Source organism: Nitrosospira sp. Nsp1, from assembly GCF_900100985.1.
GTDB lineage: Bacteria > Pseudomonadota > Gammaproteobacteria > Burkholderiales > Nitrosomonadaceae > Nitrosospira.
This window is the reverse complement of the sequence record NZ_FMUF01000003.1, coordinates 118,328-140,195: the sequence shown is the minus strand read 5'-3', so window position 1 is coordinate 140,195 and position 21,868 is coordinate 118,328. Positions and strand designations below refer to the sequence as shown.

At 54.5% G+C, this 21,868-nt stretch carries 27 protein-coding genes and 1 tRNA gene; 4 read left to right on the top strand and 24 right to left on the bottom strand.

Translation table 11 applies throughout. The annotated features are described in order from the left end of the window. Positions 1 to 250: 250 nt before the first annotated feature. Both BLP78_RS02905 and BLP78_RS02895 read right to left on the bottom strand, forming a co-directional pair. Entirely contained in the window at positions 251 to 2,938 is a 2,688-nt protein-coding gene (locus tag BLP78_RS02905; RefSeq protein WP_090456319.1) for a tetratricopeptide repeat protein, read from the bottom strand. 461 nt (positions 2,939 to 3,399) lie between these two features. Further along, complete coding sequence (locus tag BLP78_RS02895; RefSeq protein WP_090456314.1) at positions 3,400 to 3,618, bottom strand: hypothetical protein; 219 nt, start codon at positions 3,616 to 3,618, stop codon at positions 3,400 to 3,402. Between the two features lie 193 nt (positions 3,619 to 3,811). Here BLP78_RS02895 and BLP78_RS02890 point away from each other — a divergent pair, with 193 nt between their 5' ends. The 3 genes from BLP78_RS02890 to BLP78_RS02880 all read left to right on the top strand — a co-directional run bounded on the left by BLP78_RS02890 (position 3,812) and on the right by BLP78_RS02880 (position 5,758). Beyond that, positions 3,812 to 4,945, top strand: a complete 1,134-nt coding sequence (locus BLP78_RS02890) for a PEP-CTERM sorting domain-containing protein (protein ID WP_090456312.1) — start codon at positions 3,812 to 3,814, stop codon at positions 4,943 to 4,945. A 271-nt stretch (positions 4,946 to 5,216) separates the two neighbouring features. Beyond that, positions 5,217 to 5,372 carry a hypothetical protein gene (locus tag BLP78_RS15490; RefSeq protein WP_176752765.1) on the top strand — a complete coding sequence of 52 codons (156 nt, stop codon included), beginning with the start codon at positions 5,217 to 5,219 and terminating at the stop codon, positions 5,370 to 5,372. 310 nt (positions 5,373 to 5,682) lie between these two features. Next, a tRNA-Asn gene (locus tag BLP78_RS02880) sits at positions 5,683 to 5,758 on the top strand. On the opposite strand, the gene BLP78_RS16180 is transcribed toward BLP78_RS02880, so the two are convergent. The 20 genes from BLP78_RS16180 to BLP78_RS02780 form a co-directional block, all read right to left on the bottom strand. Beyond that, complete coding sequence (locus BLP78_RS16180) at positions 5,717 to 7,297, bottom strand: recombinase family protein (protein WP_371128849.1); 1,581 nt, start codon at positions 7,295 to 7,297, stop codon at positions 5,717 to 5,719. The two genes, BLP78_RS02880 and BLP78_RS16180, sit on opposite strands and share 42 nt — an antisense overlap. Positions 7,298 to 7,305: 8 nt before the next feature. Then, positions 7,306 to 7,800 carry a hypothetical protein gene (locus tag BLP78_RS02865; protein ID WP_143002877.1) on the bottom strand — a complete coding sequence of 165 codons (495 nt, stop codon included), beginning with the start codon at positions 7,798 to 7,800 and terminating at the stop codon, positions 7,306 to 7,308. A 234-nt stretch (positions 7,801 to 8,034) separates the two neighbouring features. Next, positions 8,035 to 9,036, bottom strand: coding sequence for a tyrosine-type recombinase/integrase (locus tag BLP78_RS02860; protein WP_176752763.1), 1,002 nt, complete (start codon positions 9,034 to 9,036; stop codon positions 8,035 to 8,037). Further along, complete coding sequence (locus BLP78_RS02855) at positions 9,029 to 9,898, bottom strand: DNA adenine methylase (protein ID WP_218118901.1); 870 nt, start codon at positions 9,896 to 9,898, stop codon at positions 9,029 to 9,031. Before BLP78_RS02855 ends, BLP78_RS02860 begins: the two co-directional genes overlap by 8 nt. Beyond that, complete coding sequence (locus BLP78_RS02850; RefSeq protein WP_090456303.1) at positions 9,888 to 10,157, bottom strand: hypothetical protein; 270 nt, start codon at positions 10,155 to 10,157, stop codon at positions 9,888 to 9,890. The genes BLP78_RS02855 and BLP78_RS02850 overlap by 11 nt, the downstream gene beginning before the upstream one ends. 460 nt (positions 10,158 to 10,617) lie before the next feature. Beyond that, the gene (locus BLP78_RS02845; protein ID WP_090456301.1) at positions 10,618 to 13,335 is read right to left on the bottom strand and encodes a toprim domain-containing protein; all 2,718 of its coding nucleotides are present in this window, start codon (positions 13,333 to 13,335) and stop codon (positions 10,618 to 10,620) included. Continuing rightward, on the bottom strand, positions 13,322 to 13,735 hold the full coding sequence (locus tag BLP78_RS02840; protein WP_256329982.1) for an ASCH domain-containing protein: 414 nt from the start codon (positions 13,733 to 13,735) through the stop codon (positions 13,322 to 13,324). The genes BLP78_RS02845 and BLP78_RS02840 overlap by 14 nt, the downstream gene beginning before the upstream one ends. Further along, on the bottom strand, positions 13,722 to 13,910 hold the full coding sequence (locus BLP78_RS02835) for a hypothetical protein (RefSeq protein WP_090456297.1): 189 nt from the start codon (positions 13,908 to 13,910) through the stop codon (positions 13,722 to 13,724). The genes BLP78_RS02840 and BLP78_RS02835 overlap by 14 nt, the downstream gene beginning before the upstream one ends. A 6-nt stretch (positions 13,911 to 13,916) precedes the next feature. Continuing rightward, positions 13,917 to 15,083, bottom strand: a complete 1,167-nt coding sequence (locus tag BLP78_RS02830) for a DNA cytosine methyltransferase (protein WP_090456294.1) — start codon at positions 15,081 to 15,083, stop codon at positions 13,917 to 13,919. Further along, the gene (locus BLP78_RS02825; RefSeq protein ID WP_090456292.1) at positions 15,080 to 15,748 is read right to left on the bottom strand and encodes a hypothetical protein; all 669 of its coding nucleotides are present in this window, start codon (positions 15,746 to 15,748) and stop codon (positions 15,080 to 15,082) included. Before BLP78_RS02825 ends, BLP78_RS02830 begins: the two co-directional genes overlap by 4 nt. 5 nt (positions 15,749 to 15,753) lie before the next feature. Continuing rightward, positions 15,754 to 16,584: a hypothetical protein gene (locus tag BLP78_RS02820; RefSeq protein WP_143002876.1), complete on the bottom strand. Its 831-nt coding sequence runs from the start codon at positions 16,582 to 16,584 to the stop codon at positions 15,754 to 15,756. Next, entirely contained in the window at positions 16,524 to 16,934 is a 411-nt protein-coding gene (locus BLP78_RS02815; protein WP_090456288.1) for a hypothetical protein, read from the bottom strand. The genes BLP78_RS02820 and BLP78_RS02815 overlap by 61 nt, the downstream gene beginning before the upstream one ends. A gap of 128 nt (positions 16,935 to 17,062) precedes the next feature. Next, positions 17,063 to 17,347 (bottom strand): DUF6378 domain-containing protein, encoded by a 285-nt coding sequence (locus BLP78_RS02810; RefSeq protein WP_090456286.1) that lies wholly within the window; start codon positions 17,345 to 17,347, stop codon positions 17,063 to 17,065. Further along, a complete protein-coding gene (locus BLP78_RS02805) occupies positions 17,344 to 17,730 on the bottom strand; it encodes a VVA0879 family protein (RefSeq protein WP_090456281.1) in 387 nt (128 codons plus the stop codon). The genes BLP78_RS02810 and BLP78_RS02805 overlap by 4 nt, the downstream gene beginning before the upstream one ends. Next, positions 17,727 to 18,404 carry a tyrosine-type recombinase/integrase gene (locus BLP78_RS02800; protein ID WP_176752761.1) on the bottom strand — a complete coding sequence of 226 codons (678 nt, stop codon included), beginning with the start codon at positions 18,402 to 18,404 and terminating at the stop codon, positions 17,727 to 17,729. The genes BLP78_RS02805 and BLP78_RS02800 overlap by 4 nt, the downstream gene beginning before the upstream one ends. A 31-nt stretch (positions 18,405 to 18,435) precedes the next feature. Next, positions 18,436 to 18,666 (bottom strand): hypothetical protein, encoded by a 231-nt coding sequence (locus BLP78_RS15100; RefSeq protein ID WP_143002875.1) that lies wholly within the window; start codon positions 18,664 to 18,666, stop codon positions 18,436 to 18,438. 145 nt (positions 18,667 to 18,811) lie between these two features. After that, positions 18,812 to 19,012, bottom strand: coding sequence for a hypothetical protein (locus tag BLP78_RS02795; protein WP_090456277.1), 201 nt, complete (start codon positions 19,010 to 19,012; stop codon positions 18,812 to 18,814). Continuing rightward, the gene (locus BLP78_RS02790) at positions 19,009 to 19,473 is read right to left on the bottom strand and encodes a phage regulatory CII family protein (protein ID WP_090456275.1); all 465 of its coding nucleotides are present in this window, start codon (positions 19,471 to 19,473) and stop codon (positions 19,009 to 19,011) included. Before BLP78_RS02790 ends, BLP78_RS02795 begins: the two co-directional genes overlap by 4 nt. A 119-nt stretch (positions 19,474 to 19,592) precedes the next feature. Next, complete coding sequence (locus tag BLP78_RS02785) at positions 19,593 to 20,216, bottom strand: hypothetical protein (protein WP_090456273.1); 624 nt, start codon at positions 20,214 to 20,216, stop codon at positions 19,593 to 19,595. Positions 20,217 to 20,268: 52 nt separating this feature from the next. Next, positions 20,269 to 20,460 carry a ribbon-helix-helix domain-containing protein gene (locus tag BLP78_RS02780; RefSeq protein WP_090456271.1) on the bottom strand — a complete coding sequence of 64 codons (192 nt, stop codon included), beginning with the start codon at positions 20,458 to 20,460 and terminating at the stop codon, positions 20,269 to 20,271. Between the two features lie 31 nt (positions 20,461 to 20,491). Here BLP78_RS02780 and BLP78_RS02775 point away from each other — a divergent pair, with 31 nt between their 5' ends. Continuing rightward, positions 20,492 to 21,262 (top strand): hypothetical protein, encoded by a 771-nt coding sequence (locus BLP78_RS02775; protein ID WP_090456269.1) that lies wholly within the window; start codon positions 20,492 to 20,494, stop codon positions 21,260 to 21,262. 49 nt (positions 21,263 to 21,311) lie between these two features. Here the strand turns inward: BLP78_RS02775 and BLP78_RS02770 are convergent, their stop codons facing one another. Then, positions 21,312 to 21,539: a hypothetical protein gene (locus tag BLP78_RS02770; protein WP_090456265.1), complete on the bottom strand. Its 228-nt coding sequence runs from the start codon at positions 21,537 to 21,539 to the stop codon at positions 21,312 to 21,314. Positions 21,540 to 21,580: 41 nt separating this feature from the next. Beyond that, a complete protein-coding gene (locus tag BLP78_RS02765) occupies positions 21,581 to 21,862 on the bottom strand; it encodes a hypothetical protein (protein WP_090456263.1) in 282 nt (93 codons plus the stop codon). Between the last annotated feature and the right edge of the window lie 6 nt (positions 21,863 to 21,868).

Below are 21,868 nucleotides of genomic sequence, written 5' to 3'. Positions count from 1 at the left end.
ACGTGCCTGTAACAATATTTTCTTACTTGGCTATTTTTTAAACTTTTTAATATTTGTTTATAATCAATTAGATATGTCAAGAGCTAAGCCTCATGCGAGTTTGCAGGGGATGATCTCGGGAATTTGTACGATTATTATGACAGTGTGGATTACTTCAGAATGTCAAGGGAAACATCCATCGAGTCGATAGGGTCTTGCCTGAAAAAGTCGCTGGAGCTGAATCGTCGTCAATTGCAACTCGCTTCTTCCATCAATGCCGGGTATTCACCGGTTTCTGTAACCAGAACTGATACATGCCCTTAAACGTATCGGGGTTCTCGATCTCAAAGGTATGCCATTTATCTAGGTCGGTTTGGGATATATCCTCGGGAAAACACTCTCTATATCGTTTGGAAATGTCGGGTTCAAGTGAAAATCCGAGAAATGCGAGGTCCAGTTCCCGCAGGTTTTCTTTAAGCAGAGGCAGCGTATAGTGATGCTCTTGAACGTGAAACAGCAAATCACGGCACTCGCTCATCGTATAAAAATCCCTGGCGGACAAAACTTTTTGGAACCGTAGCGCATTTTCGGGTGACATCATGTCCTGCCGGCACCGCCGGATATCTTCCGCATTCGGCGCATATCCCTTCTCGGCAATATAAAGCCTCGCATCAGCTTCATTTTGCCGGGCGAATTCACTGTAGAAGCCCAAACGCATGAATCCACCGGGGCGTAGTAAAGCAAGCAGTTCTCGCCATCCTGCCAGCGGATTTGCAAGATGATGCAGCACGCCGACCGATTCGATGAGGTCGAACATTCTACCGCCCATTTCAGGCGAACCGAGCGTACTCAAGCTGGTAATGTCGGCCTGTGCATATTCGATGTTGCCCAAACCCAATTCCTCGGTTTTTCTTCTTGCGTAACACAGGCTCGTTAAACTCAAGTCCACCGCAAGGACATTAGCATTGCCATGTCGCTGGGCCGTTGCAATCGAATGCTGACCCGTTCCGCATCCGGCTATCAGAATATCGATTCCTGCATCTGCCTCATCGAGCCGGCTCATCGGGATGAACTGCGAAAAAGGAAATCGGTTGTGCAGATAGCGATTAAGCGAGATAGTTTCGCGGCATGAGGGCAGCTTGATCCACCTTGGATACGGGTTTTCCTCATACTGCTTCTGCACCAGGCGGGACGTATCGCCAACGATAGGTGTCAGCTGCGGGATGAGCGAGCGAAGCCGCCGTTCTTCCAGCGGTTCCCGTACCTGTTGTGCTAGCAACGCAGCCACGGCATCGGGTACGGAACGATCCAGCAGCGGCTGTACGAGGGCCTCAGGGGGCGCCACTGAGATCAGCGGGAAATACGCCGCCACGGCTGCCAGCCATAACGGGGAAACCCGCAGTGAGGCTGCCAAAGGCGCAGCAAGACGCTCTTTCAGCCGTTGCGCCAATTCTAATTCTTCGCCTGAGCAGGCAAAAATGTATTCGTTGATAAAACACTGTCGAGCCAGGGCACAATAGAAAACCAGCGCTTTCCCTTCCGGCGCATTGGGAAAAGCATCGGAAAAAACGGCGGGTGAATCAACGGTGATCCTGCTGTGATCGTGCTCGTGGATGGCGGCATGCAACATGGCATATCTTGCCATGGTTAAAAACCGCTCCAGTTCCATATCGCATACCGGCGTAGTTTCCAGCACGGACTGAAGCAAGACGTCGCTGCAGACGTTGGCGAAGCCGGACAGGCCATCCGCGTTATCCGGACTATCGGGGCCAAGGTGCCTACTGGAGCCGTTTGAACCTTGGGTTTCAAATAGCTCTTGCGGCGAAAGTGGATTGGGCCAGGCGCTATTCGCCCGGTCTATGCATTGCCTGATGCCAGGGTTCAACTTGATGAGCGATACAGCCGGGTTTCCGAGATCAGCCGGGCGGCTCCGTGCCTCGGATAGGGCTCTGGCGACAAAAGCACGAATACCGGGAATCTCGTGAGTAAAGTAAACATTTCTAATGCATTGAGCGAATCCGCTTTTTATTTCCGGGTTTTCGCTAATCTGTAGTGCGCATTGATAATTGAATACTGCCTCGTCCAGCTTCCCTTGCTCATTCAGCGCATTTGCCAGATTACTGTATGCCTCGGCATAATCCGGTTTGCGAGCGAGCGCATTGCGATAGCTCGCAACTGCCTCATCCAGCCTGCCCAGTTCTCTTAGCGCATTTCCCAGATTGCTGTGCGCCTCGGCAAAGTCCGGCCTGAGAATGAGTGCTTTTTGAAAGCTGGCGAGGGCGTCTTCCAGATTGCCCCGTTCAATCAGCATATTCCCCAGGTTGCTGTGTGCCTCGGCGGAGTCCGGTTTGAGCATGAGCGCTCTACGATAGCTTGCGATCGCTTCATTCGGCTTATCTTGTTCTCTCAGTGCGTTCCCAAGATTGGTGTGTATCTCCGCAAAATCCCGGTTGAATGTCAGCGCTTTTCGATAACTGGCAATCGCTTCATCCAGTTTGCCCTGGTTCTTCAGCGCATTGCCCAGATTGACGTATACCTCCACCATGTTCGGCTTGAGCCTGAGTGCGGTGCGATAACTGGCAATCGCATCGTCTACTCTGCCTTGCTGCCTCAAGGCATTCCCTAGGTTACCATGGGCTTCCGCATAGTCCGGCTTGAATACGAGCGCTTTGCCGATGAGCTCGATGGCGATCTCGGTTTTCCCCATCTGTCTCGCTATTAATCCCAAGAAATGCAACGCGCCGGGGTGATCTGGCGCTACCTGGAGTATTCGCTGATAGATGGCTTGAGCCTGATGCAGGTCTCCGCTTTGATGATATTGAATCCCTGCCTGGAGGTATTCCGAAATGGACTGAGCGGAGGGGGCGGATGAGGCTCCCGATTCGTGTTTCTGGCAGCAGTGCTTGTACTTCCGGCCGCTATTGCATGGGCATGGGTCATTGCGAGAAATCTTTTTCATGCGTTCAATCGTAATTCATAAATCGATTCGTAAACCAAAATCCGGGCACCGGATAGCACCGGCCTGGAGTTGCGATACAAATATTTGGCGACGTACAAAACGCCAACAAAACGGCCATGTATATCTCCCACAATACCTTGGGTTCCGGCAATAGCATGATGCTGCTGGTAGATTCAAGCCAGGGGCGGTAAACAAAACCATCAGCCGCGCGTTGCCTCATAACAAAAGGATACCGAAGGTCAGGAACGTTGCCTCAAAACTGAGGTAACTTTGACCATAGAAAAGATAGCTCGTAATTTAGCATCAATCTGCTGTTTCAGATCAAACGGGTCCAATGTTTCATGCCGTGTTCGCAGTTTTAACTTGATATCGTCCGTCACAGTTTCGCAGCTCATGACACGCTGATAAGGTGTCTCTGGTGTGTGATACTGCTTGCAATAGCGCGCTCCGATGCGCTCCTTCTATACCATGAGCAACGCCGCTTGATTGTATTGCGAAGGACGTCCAGGACGCCGTGGTGATTTACCAAGTTTGCTTCCCAGCAACCGGATGGCGTACTTGCGCTGATATCCGCACACCGAGCAGAACTCGTCCAGGATCTTGCCCTTGTCACCCCGTCCAGCCCCGCGATGGCGCTTGCGTATCGCCTCAAGATAGACCCGTCTCTCATGCTTGCCCATGTCGATAACCTCCACTTAGTTCGGTTACCAACAATTTGAGGCAACGTATCCTCTTGATGTACTCCTTCGGTTACTTTTTTATTGAGGCAATTCGCGCCGATTTTTTCACCTTGAAATTTTGATTACATGGTCTATTCTAAAAAGTTATTAGATTTTATTTTCAAGCGACAACGTTTACTGGAGTGTATAAACCATGAAAGCTATCCACAACTGTAAAGTCGGAAACTTGATTCTGGTCACAGCCTTGGGCGTCAGCCTTGGTTTCGCGCCGACGGCTTTTGCCGGCTTCCGTTCCTTCATCGTTGACCCCAACAGCAAAGCGGTAGTCGATATCGGTACCCTGGGCGGAATAGATGCGTTTGCGCGCGGCATCAACGATGCCGGACAGGTGGTCGGTTGGTCCAGAACGTCTGGCGGAAATACGCACGCTTTCATTACCGGTTCCGATGGCACAGGCATCAAAGACCTTGGCACCTTGGGTGGAAGCGACAGCTGGGCCTATGGTATCAATGCTGCCGGACAGGTTGTGGGACGTTCCCTCATAACCGGGGATAAAGCTTACCATGCTTTTATCACCGGCCCCAATGGGGTTGGCATGACCGATCTCGGCACCCTGGGTGGGAGTACCAGTTGGGCCTACGGCATCAACACCGCCGGGCAAGCTGTGGGAATCTCCCTGACGAGCGGCGATAAATCCTTCCGTGCTTTTACTACCGATGCGAAGGGTGGGAACATGACTGACTTGGGCACGCTGGGAGGAGATTACAGCGCGGCCCATGGCATCAACAGCACCGGACAGGTAGTGGGCGACTCATTTACGAATACCGGGGATCAACGTGCGTTTATCACGGGTGTTAATGGTGGGAGCATGGCCGACCTCGGCACGCTGGGCAGAGATACGTTCGGGTATGGTGTTAATGATACCGGGCAGGCAGTAGGGCAGTCGAATTCCCATGCTTTTATTTCCGGCGCTAATGGCATGGGCTTGACCGACCTCGGCACGCTGGGCGGATTTGAAAGTGTGGCCTACGGCGTCAACAACGCCGGGCAAGTGGTGGGTGCAGCCCAAATTCCCCTGCTGCCGGAAGAATCGGTCAGCGATTTTCATGCTTTTGTCACGGGTCCAAATGGAAGCGGCATGACCGACCTTAATTCACTGGCAAACCTGCCCGGCGATCCCTTGACGGAGTCCTATGGCGTCAACAACCTGGGGCAAGTTATTGCAGGCGGCTTTATTGCCGCTGTTCCAGAGCCAGAATCTTATGCCTTGATGCTTGCCGGTCTGGTCCTAGTAGGATTTATGGCGCGTGGTAGGCAGGCATGCTAGCTGTTCGCTTCAAAAGCCGGATTTTATAATGCCGAAAACGGATGAACCGGCCTTGCCAGAGAAGAGAGCGTGGATACCTGAAGCTTAGCCTGATCAATCAATAAGTAGTTGATGGACGCGAAAACACGAAAAACCCTATCCTCTTTTACCGGGTAAAAGAGCGTGCAGCAACGCCCATATGTACGGTAACAGACAGTTAGAGCTAGAGCTTCAGGTTATCTTGTATACACGGCGGTTTCCAGTGCCGTCCTTACTAAAAAGGATAATCGAAATGAAAAAATTAAAACTATTCACGGTGATTATGATGCTTGCCGGAGTTGCGGGCTGCCTATCGATAGATACCAGCAAGTCTGGACCACAAGGTCCAAAGGGAGATCCTGGAAGCTCTACGGAAAAGATTATTGTCGTTCCCGACAAGGATTATTAAAAGGCGCTTTCAATGAACGAACCGCTGGGCTCCTGTGATGTCACCGGAGCCCAGCGGTTGAGTAACTATCGGTCATTCTGTTCTATTTCTCACTGATCCACGCCTGTCTGCCACGCTCGCTCGAATGCGAGTTCCTTTCACGCCTCGATTCTCCGTCAGATTAGGCTACGCTACCTGATTTAGCCGTTACATGTTCATAACGGCATGAGAAGGGCGTTTGAGCCTGAATTCAGGCGTCATCAGCTGCTACTGATGGGCGGTTTTGATTGACCCGCATCGCCCAAGCTATTAGTATATGCACCTCTCCAATTCCCCGATAGCTCAGTCGGTAGAGCGACGGACTGTTAATCCGCAGGTCCCAGGTTCGAGCCCTGGTCGGGGAGCCACCGAGCCTTACTACGAACCGTATCAAATCCGGTCTGATTTACCAGTTTTTCCGCGCGGTATTCAATCCTCACGCCCTTGTCATTCACCACGATTTGATCAATGAATGACGAGAAAAACAGCCTCAGTTTTTTCTGATCGTCCGTAGTCACCACAATATCTCGCAGCAAATCCGCCATCTCCTGCACATCATCCTCGGTAATGGGGAGCATCGGGATTTCTTCCTCCTCGAGGGCCACGAGCTGGAGATCAAGACTACTCCGCTGCTGCTTCAACTCGCGCAGGCGTTCGGTGAGGTCTCCCATGTTCGGGGCATCTTTTCCATGCAACTCGAGCACGTCGAAGAGTCTTTTTAATCTCAACTCTACATCGCGCAGGGTTTTTACTATTTCCTCCCGTCGCCTGGCACGGTCTTTTACCCAGCGTCCGGTAATTTCTTGCAGTTCGGAAATCGTTTCGACCAGTCTTTCCCGGGTGAGCACCTTGTCCATGATCGCCTCGATGAGCCACTGATCAAGATCGGGCGCAGGTATCCGCCGATTTTCGCAGCCAGCCCCTTTTTGCGCGGTTTGGCAATTATAGTAATGGTAACGACGACTACGCCCGGTGCCATTCTCCGATCGCATCGCCAAGCCGCATTTTCCGCAGCGCAAGAGCCCTGTAAAAACAAGTCCGCTATGCGGGGATCCCCCGCCGTCAGACTGTGTCCGCTCGCCGAACAATTCTTGAACGCTCATGAAAATTTCCTCCTCGATAATTGCAGGGTGACTTTGAGTAATTATCCACTCATCTCTAGATCTAGCTCGTCCGGTTCGGCTATCAGTTCGGTTAAATACCACCTTACCGGTATAAACCTCATTTTTCAATGTCGCGGTCACCACGTTCTTATTCCACCTCATGCCGCGACGCAATTGGATCCTTTCATTCAGCGTCATGGCGATCGCTTTACATCCAATCCCCTGAATATACAGGCCAAATAACTCCCTGATTATTTGCGCCTCCTCATCAAGTACTGCCAACCTTTTCCGCTTGCCATCCGGTACCGTAATATAACCAAATGGGATACGCCCGCCGTTAAAAAACCCATCTCTCGCGTTCTTTACCATGCTGCGGAGCGTATCCGCGCTGACCTGTCGACTGTAATGCTCGTCGAAAATCTCCAGCATTGACTCCATCATCCAACCGGAATCAGTCCGATTGTCCAGGTCCACGCTGACATAGACTACGCGAGTGCCGCCTTTCTCCAAATCCCGCTTGTACAACGCCGCATCAAGCTTGTTACGGGCAAAGCGCGATGTACTCCAGCAGATAAAGTACTCTACGCTGTACGCCTTGCAATAAGCCACGGCGTCCCGGAAGGCCGGCCGTTCATCCGTCCGGCCAGATATGCCCGCATCGGTAAATACTCTAACCACGCCCGCGTTAAGTGCAGCGGCCTTCTTGTGCCCCTGTTCTATTTGGCTTTCGATTGGCAACCCGTCATCAGCTTGGCGAGACGTCGACACTCGGGTGTAAATAATTGCTGTCGGATTATCCGCCATACCTCAGTTTATCCCCGCTTTGCGATACGTAGAATGTTACGGATGCTGATTTTTTCACATAGCTGCCGCTCCAGCTTTTCCTTGATTTCGCGCGGGGTCAGTTTCATATCCACCAGAGCCTCTATATATCGGTTCCGTTGATATCGGATATACGTGCTGTACCGCCTGATCGGTATTAATAAGCGCCCGTCATCGCCATGATTTGTTTCGTCGGAGTCGAGCATGCGCCAGGCGATCAGCAGATTATCCACACCTATTTTTTCCGCAATATTGATCCAGACACGCTGCAGCCCCATTTTTTGCAGTTCGTCCAAACGCGGGTCCGGTTTTTTTTCGCTCGCCGGCTCGAAGTTCAAAACCATGCAGTTATCCTGGTACCCACCCCCCCGGTCGGGGAGGGGCGGTTCGGCCTGCCGACCCCCCACCCCATCGGTAGGCGAGTCCACTGGCTGACCTGGTGCGCCAATTCCCCCCTCTGAACTTCGCTTTTCATCATCAATCATCACTCTCAAACCCTCATGGTGCCGTTGCCCAACTGCGCTTTATCCTCAAACTGCGCATCTCACTGGTTGTGGGAACCAGACAGAGTTAGCCCGATATTTGTCAAAGTTGCCGACACCTGCCAGATCACCCCGAGACGCCCACTGCTGCTTACTTCCTCTCTCCGATGATGCATCCCCTTATATGGGTTGCGCCATCCACAAACCCGAATCACGCGTTTCGATGCCTGCCTTGAATTACGGCCGCTTGTTGAGTCTCTTCAAAAGATCGCTGACCGGCGTCTTTATTTTCGCCAAGGGGTTCGCTCGATCCGCTTCGCGGGTCAGCTTACGCATGGCCATGTGATCATAGATGGCTGTGCTCTTGACGTCTTTATGGCCCAGCAGGCGTTGGCGGGCAATGATATCAACGCTATCCTCGGCCAACTCGGTGCCGAAAAGGTGGCGCATGGCGTGGGGGTGGAGCTGATCCTCGGATATGCCGGCACGCTTGCCATAACGCTTGACCATCTGCAGCACCGCTCTGCGATTGAGACGCCTGGCCTCGCCGTGATACTGGTCAGGCGTTACTGTTCGGTTCATTAGGCTCACAAACAACACCTGGTCACCGTCAGGCAAGCGCCGGTTTACCTGTTTCAGCTCCGCGTGGTCGAGGTAGAGCCGTAGCAGCAAGTCTGCCTCGGGCGGGATTGTCAACTTGCGCTCTTTATCGCCTTTTTCTACCACCTTGATCAGCATGCGCACCTTGCCGTCGATTTCATCCTGGATGATATTGCTTTCGTTGAGGGCTACCAGTCCGGACACGCGCAGCCCGCAACCTACTAGCAGTGCCAGAATGGCGCCGTCTCGCACCCCGGCAAAAGTATTGAAGTCGGGTTCCCACATCAGCTTGGCGGCGCTGCCCAGCGTCATCACACGCGGGATGCGGCGACCTCTATCCGGATACGGCAGATTCTCGGCCGGGTTGCTACGGATCCGCTTGGTCGATGCCAGCCAGCTGTAGAAACCACGGACTGCGGCAACGTGCGGGCGACGGCTCACAGGGTCGCGTAACCCCATTTTATGGAGGTATGGCCCCGTAAAAGCGAGCAGCTCATCCTGTGTAATTCGCAGGAGGTCCTGATCGACAAAATACGCAGCCATCCGCGTAAGCGCCAGGCGGTAGGCATGAATAGTGCGATCGGACCGGCCGGCGTTGCGTTGCTTGAACTCGAGGAAGCTTTCTATCAGATCAGCCACGGTATGCTCCAAACAGACCACTTGCGGCATGCAATGCCTCCGAGCAGGCAGGGTTGATCCATACTATCTCTGTACGAGGTTTAGCCCCGTCCGCCATGGACTGTTTTTCAAACCGTTCCCATTTAGCATATAACTCATGTTCATACAGTTTGCTCGAATACCCGCTTAGAACAACCATCCCGGAGACGGAATGAAGCAGCTTCGCTAAAGCGCGATGCTCGTCATCGCTCATCTCGTATTTGTATCCGGTATGAGCGGTATAACTCTTAATTCCCCCACGTAAAGACCTGGTGCTGAGCACGTAAGGTGGATCAGCATAGATTAGCGTTTCCTCGGAATCATGCTGCTGGATTACCTCAGCCGCGTCCCGATTTTCAACGATCACTCCGCGTAAACGTTCGATGATTACTGGTAGCGCATCGGGATAGTTTTTCCAGTCGTAGGCCGGTGTTGTATGAGATCGATTGGAATTTGCCCGAAAACCTGTTCTCTTGCCACTGGCAGCAGCAGAGCCAAAGCCCATAAAGCTCCGGACGATCGTTCTCCTCGCTTGTTCTACTGGACATGTGCTGATTTCATAGGAGAGATCGAACTCTGCACGGGCGAAAGGAGTTAGCTTCAGCGCTTCTAGAAGCTCATCTCCTCGATTACGAAGCACACTGAATACATTTACGAGCTCATCATCAAGATCATTATAGATTTCGGCATAGACCCTAGATTTTCGCAACAGAAGGGAAGCGCCACCGCCAAATGGCTCGACATAAACCCGATGTGGCGGAAAGAATTTTATGATCCAGGCGGCCAGGCGAAATTTTCCGCCGTGGTAGCGCAGCGCCGGCCGGGTCACTTGCTCAAGCATCATGCCCAAGGCACCCTTCCCCGGAATAATCAAAGTTATCGCACTTACCGCAGGGAATAACCTCGCGCCCTTTGGACAACTCGTCCAGCAAAGCAGCTTTAGCCTCAGACGCGGCCATAGGCCGCCCATCGTCATGTGTGAACACTCCCTTGAAATTCCTGTTCGACCAGTTTGTTAACGCACCTCTGACACTCAGGCTCAAGTGGTAATACTTTGCCATTTCATACCCTCCCGAAACAAAACCAAAAATACCCATACGCATATCTTTCCGTGGACGCGTGGATCACCTCAATATTAGCCATAACCACATGATTATGCACAATATTTCTTCCGCGTATATCCACGGAAAACCCGTGGATGTGGTTCATAACCCGTGGATGCATTTTTAAGCAGCTCTGCTAACCCGTGGATTGGCGCCTTTCTTTTCCAGGTCCTTTTTCTTCTTCTTTCTTCTTTTAAAAGAAAGAGATAGATATAGATACGAGCCGTGTAGCGAAAAAGTGAACCCGTGGAAAAAACGGCTGAACCCGTGGAAGCGGAAGCGTAACCCGTGGAAAAACAGGGTGAACCCGTGGGGAGGTTCCCCTCCATGATCAATGACTTATATAACTTACAGGTATAAATCCACGGGTTAGCGCGCACACGCCCCCCATCCTTTTTAGAAATTGCGCAAAGCGCAAAAAAAAGCGGCTGCATTCCTGCTTGGGGGGTGCGGGGGGACATTAAAAATTAGCGTCGAGGTGTGGTGTGGCGTGCAGGCCGAATTGATCGAGCCGTGAGAGGCTCAAAGCAGATAGGTGAGATATCCGTCGCATGCCGATGGTGCGCTCAACCGTGTCGGAGATGATCACGCCGGCCTTCTGGATCTGTTTCTTGAATACCCGATCAGACTTGACCGGCAGGCCGTTCCATTTCTCGCGGAGCGCCGGCGTGTGCGCCAGGTGTTCCATGATGTGGCTGGTACGCACCAGTAGGCAATTCTCGCCGTCCACCTTGTCCCATAGGTAGGGATACTTGAACTCGTTGCGGGCTATCTCGGACAGCACGGTTTCAAGGATCCACACCCACGGTTCGCGGTCGGAGCTGGTCTCGGTGATATGCGCATTCATCTCCGCGATCACATCCTCGGCAAAGCCGCCCTGTTTCACATCTATCTCGGCAAACTCGCACAGGAAGCGCCAGGCGGTGAGCAGCGCGGCATAGTTACCCGCCATCCGCACCGCGCCATCGTCAGCGCCGCTGGCGCGGCTGTTGCGCAGGCAATGATCCTTCAGGCTGTCATAGACGCCGATTACCTGGCCACGCGTGAGACCGGTGAGAAATTCAATCCATTGCCGAACAGGGAAGCGCGGCATATCCTCGGGCATGAGCGGGCCTTTCTTGCCGGTGAGCTCAGTACGCACGATCTTGCCGATCAGGCTGCGTACCGGCACATCCTCGCCGGCGAGCATCACTGGCGCCGAGCTCAGGAATTCCGTCATCTCGGTACCGCGACGGTTCAGCGTGTATTGGTAGTTCTCCTGCAACAGGCCGACCGCCTTGTCGATGATGTCCTGCTTGCGAGCGGACAGCTCCTCCCAGCCGACAGGATGCGAGGTGTGCGATATCGAAGTAAGCAAGCGGAACTCCGTCTGCAGGGACTGGCCGGAAAACATGGTGAAGCCGATGCTGCGCTCCAGGCGCTTGATCAAGGTCGATTTACCGTGTCCCTTGTCCGCTTGCATCATCAAATGCGGCCAAAAACCCAGCAAAACCTTGAGATGGCCTCCCAAGCCCCATACAAGGGGCAAGGTTGCGGCGTTACGCTTGAAGGTCATCTGGTATTGCTCAATGACTTTTCGTGCGTCCTGACGCGTTCCTGAAGGGAAGGTCAAATTATGGTATGGGCACTGCTGCTCGGGATTCGTGAAATAGCAGTCAGGACCCTCGTTCAGGATCAGCTTTCCCTCGCGATAGCACAAACCCACGAAATTGGCCGCGTTGCGGGCGCCCAGATGCGCGCCACGCTCCAAAATATTGACCATGCGGAGAAAGGCGGACTGATTCCAGACCGGGCCGATCTTCTTCCAGGTGTCCACGTTATGCAGGCGCTCATCTTCCACCACGCGGCGCACCAGGTTGGCGCCGTGGCGGGGCGTCTGCACGCTGATGGCGAACAGCGTGCGCGGCTGGGTGTCCGTCTCCCCGCTCATCGTTGCCGTGGCGCCAGCGATCGTCACACGGGAAAGGGAGGCGATTCGGAAACCGGCCAGATCCGTGAATTCCAGTTTCTCGTTACCGTCCTCGTCTTTTTTCACCTCGCTGATGTAGCTGGTGAAATCCTCGCGGACCCGATAGCGCCAATATTTAGTGTCATCGTGGTAGGGCAGGTATACCCGGCGCTTGCCGAAATCCTCCTCGACCCGGCCTGGTTGCCCTTGTATCAGCCAGGGCTCCAGCTTCCACAGTGCGCGCTTGAGCGCTTCGAGGCCCTGCAACCGGAGATAATCGTTCACATCGTTGATGGGCTCGTCGTTCCCGTCCTTCCACTCGGATTGATCGACCATCATGGCCGCCACATCCAGCGCCGTGAGGCGCTCGTGCAATGTCCACGCGGCCGCCCGGCCGGGCCGGTGGCCTTTCTCGTCCGGCTTGTCGTTATCCGTCACGATGACTGCATGCTTCCCCTTCATCCACTCCAGACCGACATTATCCGCGTTGCCCACGCCGCGGATGGCATAGGATGCGCTGTAAGACAGGTCGCAGCATTCGATTGAGAGCGCATTGATGGGCGACTCGACAAAATAGACCGTCTTCGCATTCATCAGCCGGCGGATATCACTGGTCCAGCCATAGCCGGATTTCTCGCCCTGGCACTGGGTTTTAACGTTGCCGTTGATCGCGGGATCCAGATAGCGCAGATCCACCGCCATCACGCGGCCGGGGTTGAGGCTGCGCACGATGAACGCAGCGGCTGGGCCACCGTGCCCAGGCTCACCCTCGGCAACCTTGCTCGATCGCCAGTCGTTGAAGCCTACCGTGCCTTTTTTAATTGCACGCCGGATAACTTCTTCAGTGATGCCGCGCCCGGTCAGGTATTCGACCGCACGCTCCGACTGGCTCAAACAGCGGTCAGCGATATACTCGGCCCGGCTCTTCTCACGCGGCTCGCCGCCGCGCTCGGGCTTGTCCAGGGGGATGTTGAGGAATTCATGCAGCACCTTGACTGCTTCGCCCACATCCACACCCCGGACGAGGCACACCATGTCAATGCACGTGCCGCCTTCGTTGCGTGAATGATCCTTATATTTGCGGTCGCCGCCATAGATCGACAGCGACGGGGATTTATCGTCATGATGCGGGCTTTTATAGTTGCCCTTGCCACCCGGACGCTCTAACCCGAGCCACTCGGCTAGGTCGTGCAGATCGATACGCTGCTTGAGTTCGTCAATCGTTGCCATGGGACTCCGCCACAGCGTCTACCGGCACATTAAAGAATCCGAGTTGCCCCCGCCACGGAGTAAATGGCAAAGGTTTTGGATTGCGCAACACGAAGCCATATCGGCCAAAAAACCATGGCGATTTCGACCGGGTTACGCAGTCCACAATTTCAACGGATCCAATGATTCCGCCGCGTTCAAGTTGTTTAAAAGAAGGCAGGTCGAAAACCGGTAGCATCTCCGCTATGCACAGTGAGACCATCAAGTATTCATCTTTGGTCATGCCCTTCGCGGCATGTATCAGCACGCGGCCGCGGAGCTTAGTGGACCAGCTGCGGTTTTCAATGTCTTTGCCCGCATGCAGAATCAGCCAGGCCCAGGGCTGTCGGATCGATAGCGCTTTCATATCAATTGCTGCCATCAGGTTCGCTCAGCACAATAGCTTTGTTGTAATCATCGACCAGGATCTCGATCGGGTTGCCCGGGAAGAGCGGACTATTCAGTACCTGCAATTCCAGGATCAGGTGAGGCGGCCCCACCAACGCTTGAAGCACTTGTCGCAAGGCTTCCTTGTTCACTGAAATCTTTTCATTCATTGCTATTTACTCCTTCCGATAGTCCGCTGATGCACCCACATGCTCGACACGATGCCAAGCGGCCCGCCGGCCACAAAAGCCGAGCGGCTTACCAAGACCAGGTGCACGTGGTTGCTGCCCTTCGCGCTCTCCGTATCCAATCTCGACAAGTGTCGGCATAACAAGCAAATGCTCATTCTTGGAAACGATGGTGCGTAACGGCTCGTCAGCTGTGTTGGAATAATCGCCATTTCCGCCGTTATGGCCTATGCGGGTAATGCACGCCGTTGCCAGCGCCTTCTCGCCACGGTGCGCGCCGGTAATGGTTCGCATCGGTTCATCAATGGATTCCACGCGATCGCTGCCTTGATGCGTTACCGGAACAATAAACGGCCGGTGTGCGTTCACCACGTACCGCACGATTCCCTTTGCGATCCGCCGGCAGGTCGCGTCAGCAAGAGGCCGCTTGCGCTCGAAAATTGAAGGGCAGGGGATAGACCAGTCAATGCACTCAGCGGCCGTACGCCACGGCTTCAGTCGCTTGGCCTTGACCGCCGGGCTCTTGGGATCGCCATGCGTCGGATCCGGCCAGCTTATCGGCTGACCATCGCACCTGGCGATGAGAACCAGCCGCTTGCGGATGGTCGGCGCACCATAATCACATGCTCGCAATTCCCGGTATTCGACGTCGTACCCATGACGTCGCATCGCGTTGCAGAATGCGATAAAGTCCCGGCCTTTGCGCTTGGGGCAGGGATACAGCTTGCCGTCCGGTCCCGCAACCAGAGGGCCCCAGGTCACGAACTCTTCCACGTTTTCCAGCATGAGGACGCGCGGTTTTGTCTTGGCTATCCACCGCAGCGCCACCCAGGCCAAGCCACGTATTGATTTCTCGACCGGCTTGCCGCCTTTGGCCTTACTGAAATGCTTGCAGTCGGGAGACAGCCACACCAGGCCGACGGGGCGGCCTTGCGTTACCGCTAGCGGGTCAATTTCCCACACACTTTCGCAATAGTGCCTGGTCTGCGGGTGGTTAGCTGCGTGCATCGCAACCGCTTCAGGATCATGGTTGATAGCTATGTCGACGTGACGGCCGAGCGCCAGCTCGATTCCAGTCGATGCGCCACCCCCACCGGCGAAGTTGTCAATGATGAGCTCGTGGTGCACGTCGAGGATGAACTGATCGGAGATCATGCCCGCACCTTGTTGAGTGCGGCTTGGAGCTTCCCGCTGACCAATCCAATATTAAAAAATACTTCGTGCTTGGTGGCGGAAGACTGAATGGAGGCAAGCAGACCTATGGACTCTATAAGAGCATGCTCAGTAAATTCTGCGCCCGCCGCCTTCCTCAGCTTGTCATTTGCGGGGTGTGTGTAGAGCGGGATTAATCTATAAGGTAAACTGCATATCTCGTCAGCAATCGCATCATTGATATGCTCGTTAACGAGATCTCGAAACGCGCTGATGAAATTAAACCCTTCCTCGGTATCGTGCGCCGCCCAAGCAATCGGCTCAGATTCAAAATCTGGTCGCTCTATCGCTTCCAGGGCGTTCTGCCACGGCGAGTTTAGATTGCTATGTTCTCCAATCTCAATCCAAAACCGCTCGGAAATCGCATTAGCCAATTTATCTGCCCAATACTCAGCACGATCTTGCTCGTCTATTAACCGTGTCAGATCTTGCTCAGCCTCTGGCGCTGGCGGTGTCGGGGCAAAGTTTGCTTCCTCCAGCGCCAGCTTGAGTTCGGATACTACATAAGCACGACCGTAGTACATCCCCTCCGACAGGATCGCTTGGATTGCCTTCGTCAAGCGATCGTAGTGCCCATCTGGTAACACCTTCCATCCCGGTATATTCATTTCCGCTACCTGTTCGCCATCAGATCGATAAACCAGAACCGATCCACTTTACGCAGATCGACCTGGACCGCATGCGAGCCTATCCAAAGGCGCAGCTTCCTGACATTTATCCGCCACAGGTCGCCACCCTGCTGCGGGGTGCGTTTCGTCCCTTGGCGAACGGCAGGCAACCCTTCCAGCTCGATCCATCGCTTGACGGTGCCACTGTCCACTCCCATCAAGCCGGCCACTTGCCGCGCGGTCAGATGATCGGGGTCCGGGTTCAGCTTGAGGCCGAGCTCGAGGCGCTTGCGTTTGTTAACTATTGCGGTCGCCGTCCGTTCATAGCCATTCTTTTTAAAAATCAGCTTGATCACTTCCGGGTTTTTATGCGCATGCCTGTCCAGCAGCTCCAGTTCCACGTCGGACCAGGGCTCCTCCTTGAATCGCGGCACCACAAGGCCGAGTTGCCACGCGCGCCTGGACACCCACCAGCGCGGGCGCATTATTCGGCTTGCCAGCGCCTCGATATCGCCCTTTTTGGGAGTAGATTGATACGTCACGCGAATCGCTTGATCGATATGCTCCGAGCTCTTGTAAGGCGGTTTCCTTGCAGATGTTTTAAGGCCGATCTTGGCCGCATGCGCATAAATGCTCAAAATAGTGCGATTAGGCAGCTCAGACGAGCACTCTATGGCGCCACCGGACTGATAACGCTCCCGCAACACCTGCTCTTCTTTCGTTGTCCAGAAAAGATGTTCTTCCGCGCGAATCGGCGCCTCTACTTGAGTGCCTGTCATGATGTCCTCGCCTTCGCCACCACCCATTCCACCTGCACCCCATGGATGTTCACGCACAGCGTGCGCTCGTCGAAATCATCCGAGACAACGCGTTTGATTTCCGTGCCGCCGAGGTCTGCGCACCTCGGTATTGCCTCGATAGAAAGCCGCGCATTACGCCAGCCGATGCGACCCTCGAGTACAGTGAAACCGCGATGCGCCAATATCACGGCCGCCCGGCGCGTGGCAGTCAACGCATCCAGCATTCCCTGGTTCTCGGCGCCGCCGATGCTGGCGTATACCTTCGCCCCCATTACCGGACGCGGATTCTCTTTGCGCTGTTCCACGCGTTCCACCACGTGTAGCACAGGCCGTGATCCCGCCACAGGCGGTACGCAAGCAATAATCGGTTCATGATTTGTCTCCATGTTATGTCTCCGCTAATTCAACACTGCGGTTAAGGCCGCAATGACAAGTACCATCAGGATCCCGACAATGCCAATTCCGCGAGTGGGGAAATGGGGTTCGGGCAGTCGATATGGTTCGCGCCGAGGCATCATGATTTTGCCTCTGAGCCCAGGCTTTCGCCGGCCAGCGCCATGAAGGCCGCGCCATCCGTGTAGTCGTCGATTACGTGACGGCCTTGCTGGGAGCGGGCAAGCTTGACAACAGTCATGAAAATCCAGCCGTCACGTTCGCTTAGCGTGCAACCCGTGAGCGCATTGAAGGTGGCCACCGTGCGAGCCATGCTGCGTTCGCCATCCGCGCTGTCGCGTTGATCCGCGCGGTTGGTGATGGCGTCCGCGGCGGCGATCAAGATATCGGGGGCAGTGGTAGTCATGCTGTCGCCCCCGTTTTTGAGTTCATGTGCGCCTGCGCTTCTTCCGGCGTGGCCAGCTCAAATCGTGGGTTGTGAACCCCATCCGGCGTGATTACTTCCAACTCGTGGACCTGGAAAAGACCGCCTAGCGTCCAGTTGCAGCCGCGGCCTGGAGCGGTTCCTCTCTTATGTTCTCCAGCTTTCGTGAAGCGGCCAACGCACGAGAATCCGAGATACATCTCAACGTCGTCGAAGTCCTTTCCTGCCCCGGCCGCAATCAGATCCGACGCCGATTGAATGGTCTCGCAGATAGGGCATTTCACTGCAAAGTGGTCGCGCGGAACACCCTGGGCCTTGAGAGCGGAGACGTATTCGTCCAGCGTCATAGTTTGTCTCGTCCTCATACCCCTATCCTCGCTTCGTAGGCTTTCCGCAGGGCCGGGGCACGCATGCGCCGGCGGGAAGGAAAGATGCGCTCGATCTCGGTACCGACATCGCCCCGGCTCATGCTCAGGTACTCCATGCACGAAGCGATGCTCGTATGTCCGAGCAGGTTTTTAAGGCGCAGCAGCGCAGCCTGCGGGCTACCCTCGCTTGCCTCGAGGAAAGTTACGGCAAACGTATGCCGCAACCAGTGGGGAGAGATCGCCGGGTCTATCCCGGCCTCCCGCGCAATCTCTTTCATGCGCTGCTGATAAGCTCGGGGAGACATCGCCTTGCCGTTGCGCGAAAGCACAAGCGGATGGCTATCCGGCAACCGAGCGACGGACATGTCCGCCATCTCACCGCATACCCCAACCAGATCCCGCAATGCATCCAGCGCTTCGCCCTTGGCGTATACCGCCAGGTCGCAGGCCTCCCGCTTGCGCAATTCCTTGGGAATGAACAGCCGCCCGGTAACAAAGGAAGCCCGCGCATCGCCTATGGTCAGCATGCTGAATTCAGCCAACCGCATGCCCGTCGTCAACAACAGCCGCAGCCAGCCATAATCGCGCCGGCCCATCAAATCGCCCCTGCGGCGCATTACCCTGCGCAGCTTGGCTTCCTCCTCATTGGTCAAACATCTGTTACGTTTCATCGCTCGCCCCTCCATGTGAAAAATTCGTTTTTTAATCTTCGGTGCCCGCGTAGCAGGCTTGGCGCCAGATCCTGTGTCCCTCATCCGTGCCGGCAAAATAAGCGTCGGCAGCGGCGGTTCCCAGCTCATACGTCGTTAAAGTAATTTTTTTCCCGTTGATGCGATATTCGAGCGCCGCGCGCACGCCGGCCTTGTATTCCGGGCTGCGCGGGGTGCGCGGCTGGTCGAATGCCTCTGCCATCAATTCATCCACTGTTTTCATTTTTTGCCCCTTTTAGGTTCGTATGCCCGCCGTGCCATGGCACGGAAACAAATACGCAACACCTCTTTTTGCATCGCCTCGTCAAAGCTCATTGCCAGCTCGCAGCGTGCATAGGCTGCGCGGAGCAGCTGCTCCGGCACCTCGGTTATTCCGAGGGGGAGGGCAAGCTGCTGCCGGGGTTGGCGGCACATGTCTTTTTCTTCTGGAAAATGCGTGCTTCCAGCTCGCTGCGAAAGATCAGGCAGAACATCCGGCCAAAGCTCACCTGCTGCCCCGGCTGAAGGTTGTCCTCGATAGTCAGCAGTCCATGCTTCGCCAGCGAGGCGGGTACAGGGTTGGCGCTCACTGCGACATCTCCTTCATCCGCTCTAGGCCTTCCAGGATCACGGATATCCATCCGTAAGCCTGGCGTTTGATAACCTCGAATTCGTTGGAGCTGATCAGGCCGTCTGTTTCCAGCGCCTGGTGGATGGCCCGGTAGAAATCGCCGCTGACAGCTTCGGTGCGGGTAATGTGGGAAACAAGAGCGGTCGTGGAGAGGTTGGAAAGGTCCGGCAGTGAATAGCAGGCCTCCCCTACCGTGGCGGCGAACGCATGCAGAATGCGCTTGTCGCCGCTGATCACGGTTGCCACCACAGCGTCAGCCAGAGTTGGCTTGTGATGGCTGCTTTCGTTGGTGTTGGCTTTGTTGTAGAGTGTCCCGGTCGGGATGCCCATCTTGTTTGCGAGTGCCTCGACCCCTTCCGGATAGTCGTGGATCACCCGATAGAACGCGTCCTGCACGTTCTTGGGAATAGAACGCCCCATGTGTACCCCTCTTGAAAATTAACCTATTATTTTTTGGTTATTGCGGGGACACTATGGCTTGCGAAAGCAGCACCCCGCAGAGGCCTATCACACGTTGGCGCGTGTGGTAGGCCAATTTTTTAGCTGAATAAATCTCCCTGCTTACCTAATTCCAGGGCGCCATCCAGCAGATCGTCGATGTGGCGAAGGGCGAATTCGCGGAGCTTTTGATCCTTGATGCGCTCGGCCTTGGAAATCAGGTTCACCACTTTTGCGGCTGAGTCGAAGCGCGACTGGTCACGCTTGACTTCGAGCGTTCCGGCGGCAACCCGAGCCGCTTTTTCTGCTTGCAGGAGATACAGTTTGATGGCGTCGGCAGCTGCGGTTGTGGAGACCATGCCGGCGACGAGGAAGGTTTGCCACGTCACAAAAGTAGCGTGGGCCGATTTTTTATGAATCCCAAATGCCTCAATCAGGATGTGACGGACATTTTGTCCGTAAGCTCCTATTTGATATGCCTCCAGGTCGTATCTATCGACCAGTTTTCGCAGCCCAGATGGGTCTGAGTACCCGAAAACAACCCCTAGTAGGGGGAGAAAGGTGATCCTTCGTCCGCCACATTCCGTCGTTGCAAATCCAAAATGTTCTCCGGCTCTTAGGAACATTTCATTTTCGGTACGGCGGTCGATCTCACCCAGCACGGTATGCACGCCGGATTTGTCACCGTTCATTACCGCTATCTGTAATTCGAGTATTGATTTCATGTTATCTCCCTGTTGTTTTCATCAAGCGGCTGTACGATGACCTGCCAGTCGTCTAATCGGTCTGTTCAGGCCGATCTGATTCCTGCTCCAACCTATCCATTCCATCCCGCAGCAGTTTCGCCGCCATATTGCTGAGGCTTCGGTGTTCACGAGCAGCGAGCCTTCTCAGACGTTCCTTGTCTTCGCCCAAAAAATGCACGATCAGAGGACCATCCTTGCTTGGTTTGCTATTGCCTGGGCTCATGTTTAGAATCTATATATATGAATAGGAATTAATGTTATTCCAGTTTTATGGAATAGTCAACGGCATAATACAAGAAAAATTGAATTCATTTATCGACAGACTTACGGCGGTACTCGCCGACAGAGATAAACACCCCTGGGGAACCACGCTTGGCATAGGTCGGGGAACCGTTGGCAATATGTTCAGCGGCACAGTTCCAACATCCGAAACCTTGAATGCCATCAGCCGCCATGAAAATGTCAACATCACATGGCTATTGGATGGGCGGGGAGAGCCCTACAACGTCCACAAGTTTCCAGACGATGAAGAATGCGTGGAGTACCTCGATTCGCTATTCGATGAGAAAAGCTGGACGGTATATCTCGTCACGGACCAGAAACGCCTGGCTTTGGTGCTGACCATGCCGGCGCAATACAAGGTCAAGGAAGAATGGATCAGCTATTCGGTTGTAGAAATATTGGCGGGTAGATGCGGCAGAAAAACATTGAACCGGGTGAGGGCGGAAATCCCCGCCTGCGAGGTGTTTATCATTAACGCGTACTCGCAGACATTGACTGATCTGTCACGCGGCAATATTGGCACGTACAAGCTGCTGCATTCGAATCCGCCCCTATTGCATCAGGATGTTCCGGTAACAAAGGATCACAAGATTTTCGACTGGCCGGAAGAAACCATACTACTTACCCCGGAAGAGCATGTCCTCGTGGAAAATTTCCGCCATATGGCCGCGGAGCAGAGGACGGCATACAAATCAATTGGCGATGCGCTGGCGCAATCAAAAAAAGATAAGCTGGCAAGCTGATTAAATGACCTCCGAACTTTCCGGTTTCCCGGAAAGTTCACCAGGCGGCTTACCCCACAAACGCCCTTGCTGCATAGCCTATCAACCCTCCCATCCCCAGCATGAATGCCGAGAAGCCGGCCACAATCGGCGCGGAGTACTTCGATTGTTCTATCGCATCCAGCCCCTTGTCCACCACGGCATCAGCTCTGGCGTTGAGGTTTTCGGCCTCGGTTAGGGCGTTCTTCAGGGTCTTTTTCAGTTCCTCGATTTGCGTCTTGATCTGGTTTACATCCATGGGTACGTCTCCTGTTGTGGTTGAAATAAAACCCGGCCGGGTCATACCCACTGCCGGATGCTGAGAAATATCGATAGCGGGTCGGGAATGCCCACCGTGTAAAAAGCGGCGATGAAGAGGGCGCAGCCCACCGCCCAGAAGATCATGTCCAGCATGCCGAAATCCCGCCACTCATGCTGGTTCAACTCCCGGATAAGAGCGACGGTCATCACCACCACAGCCAGCATCAGGATAGGAAAATGCAGGAAAAGGTACATCAGCGCGACCGCAGCCGACGCATGCGCCAACTGGTCGCGGACCTCCGCTAGTTTCGACTTCACCATTAGGTG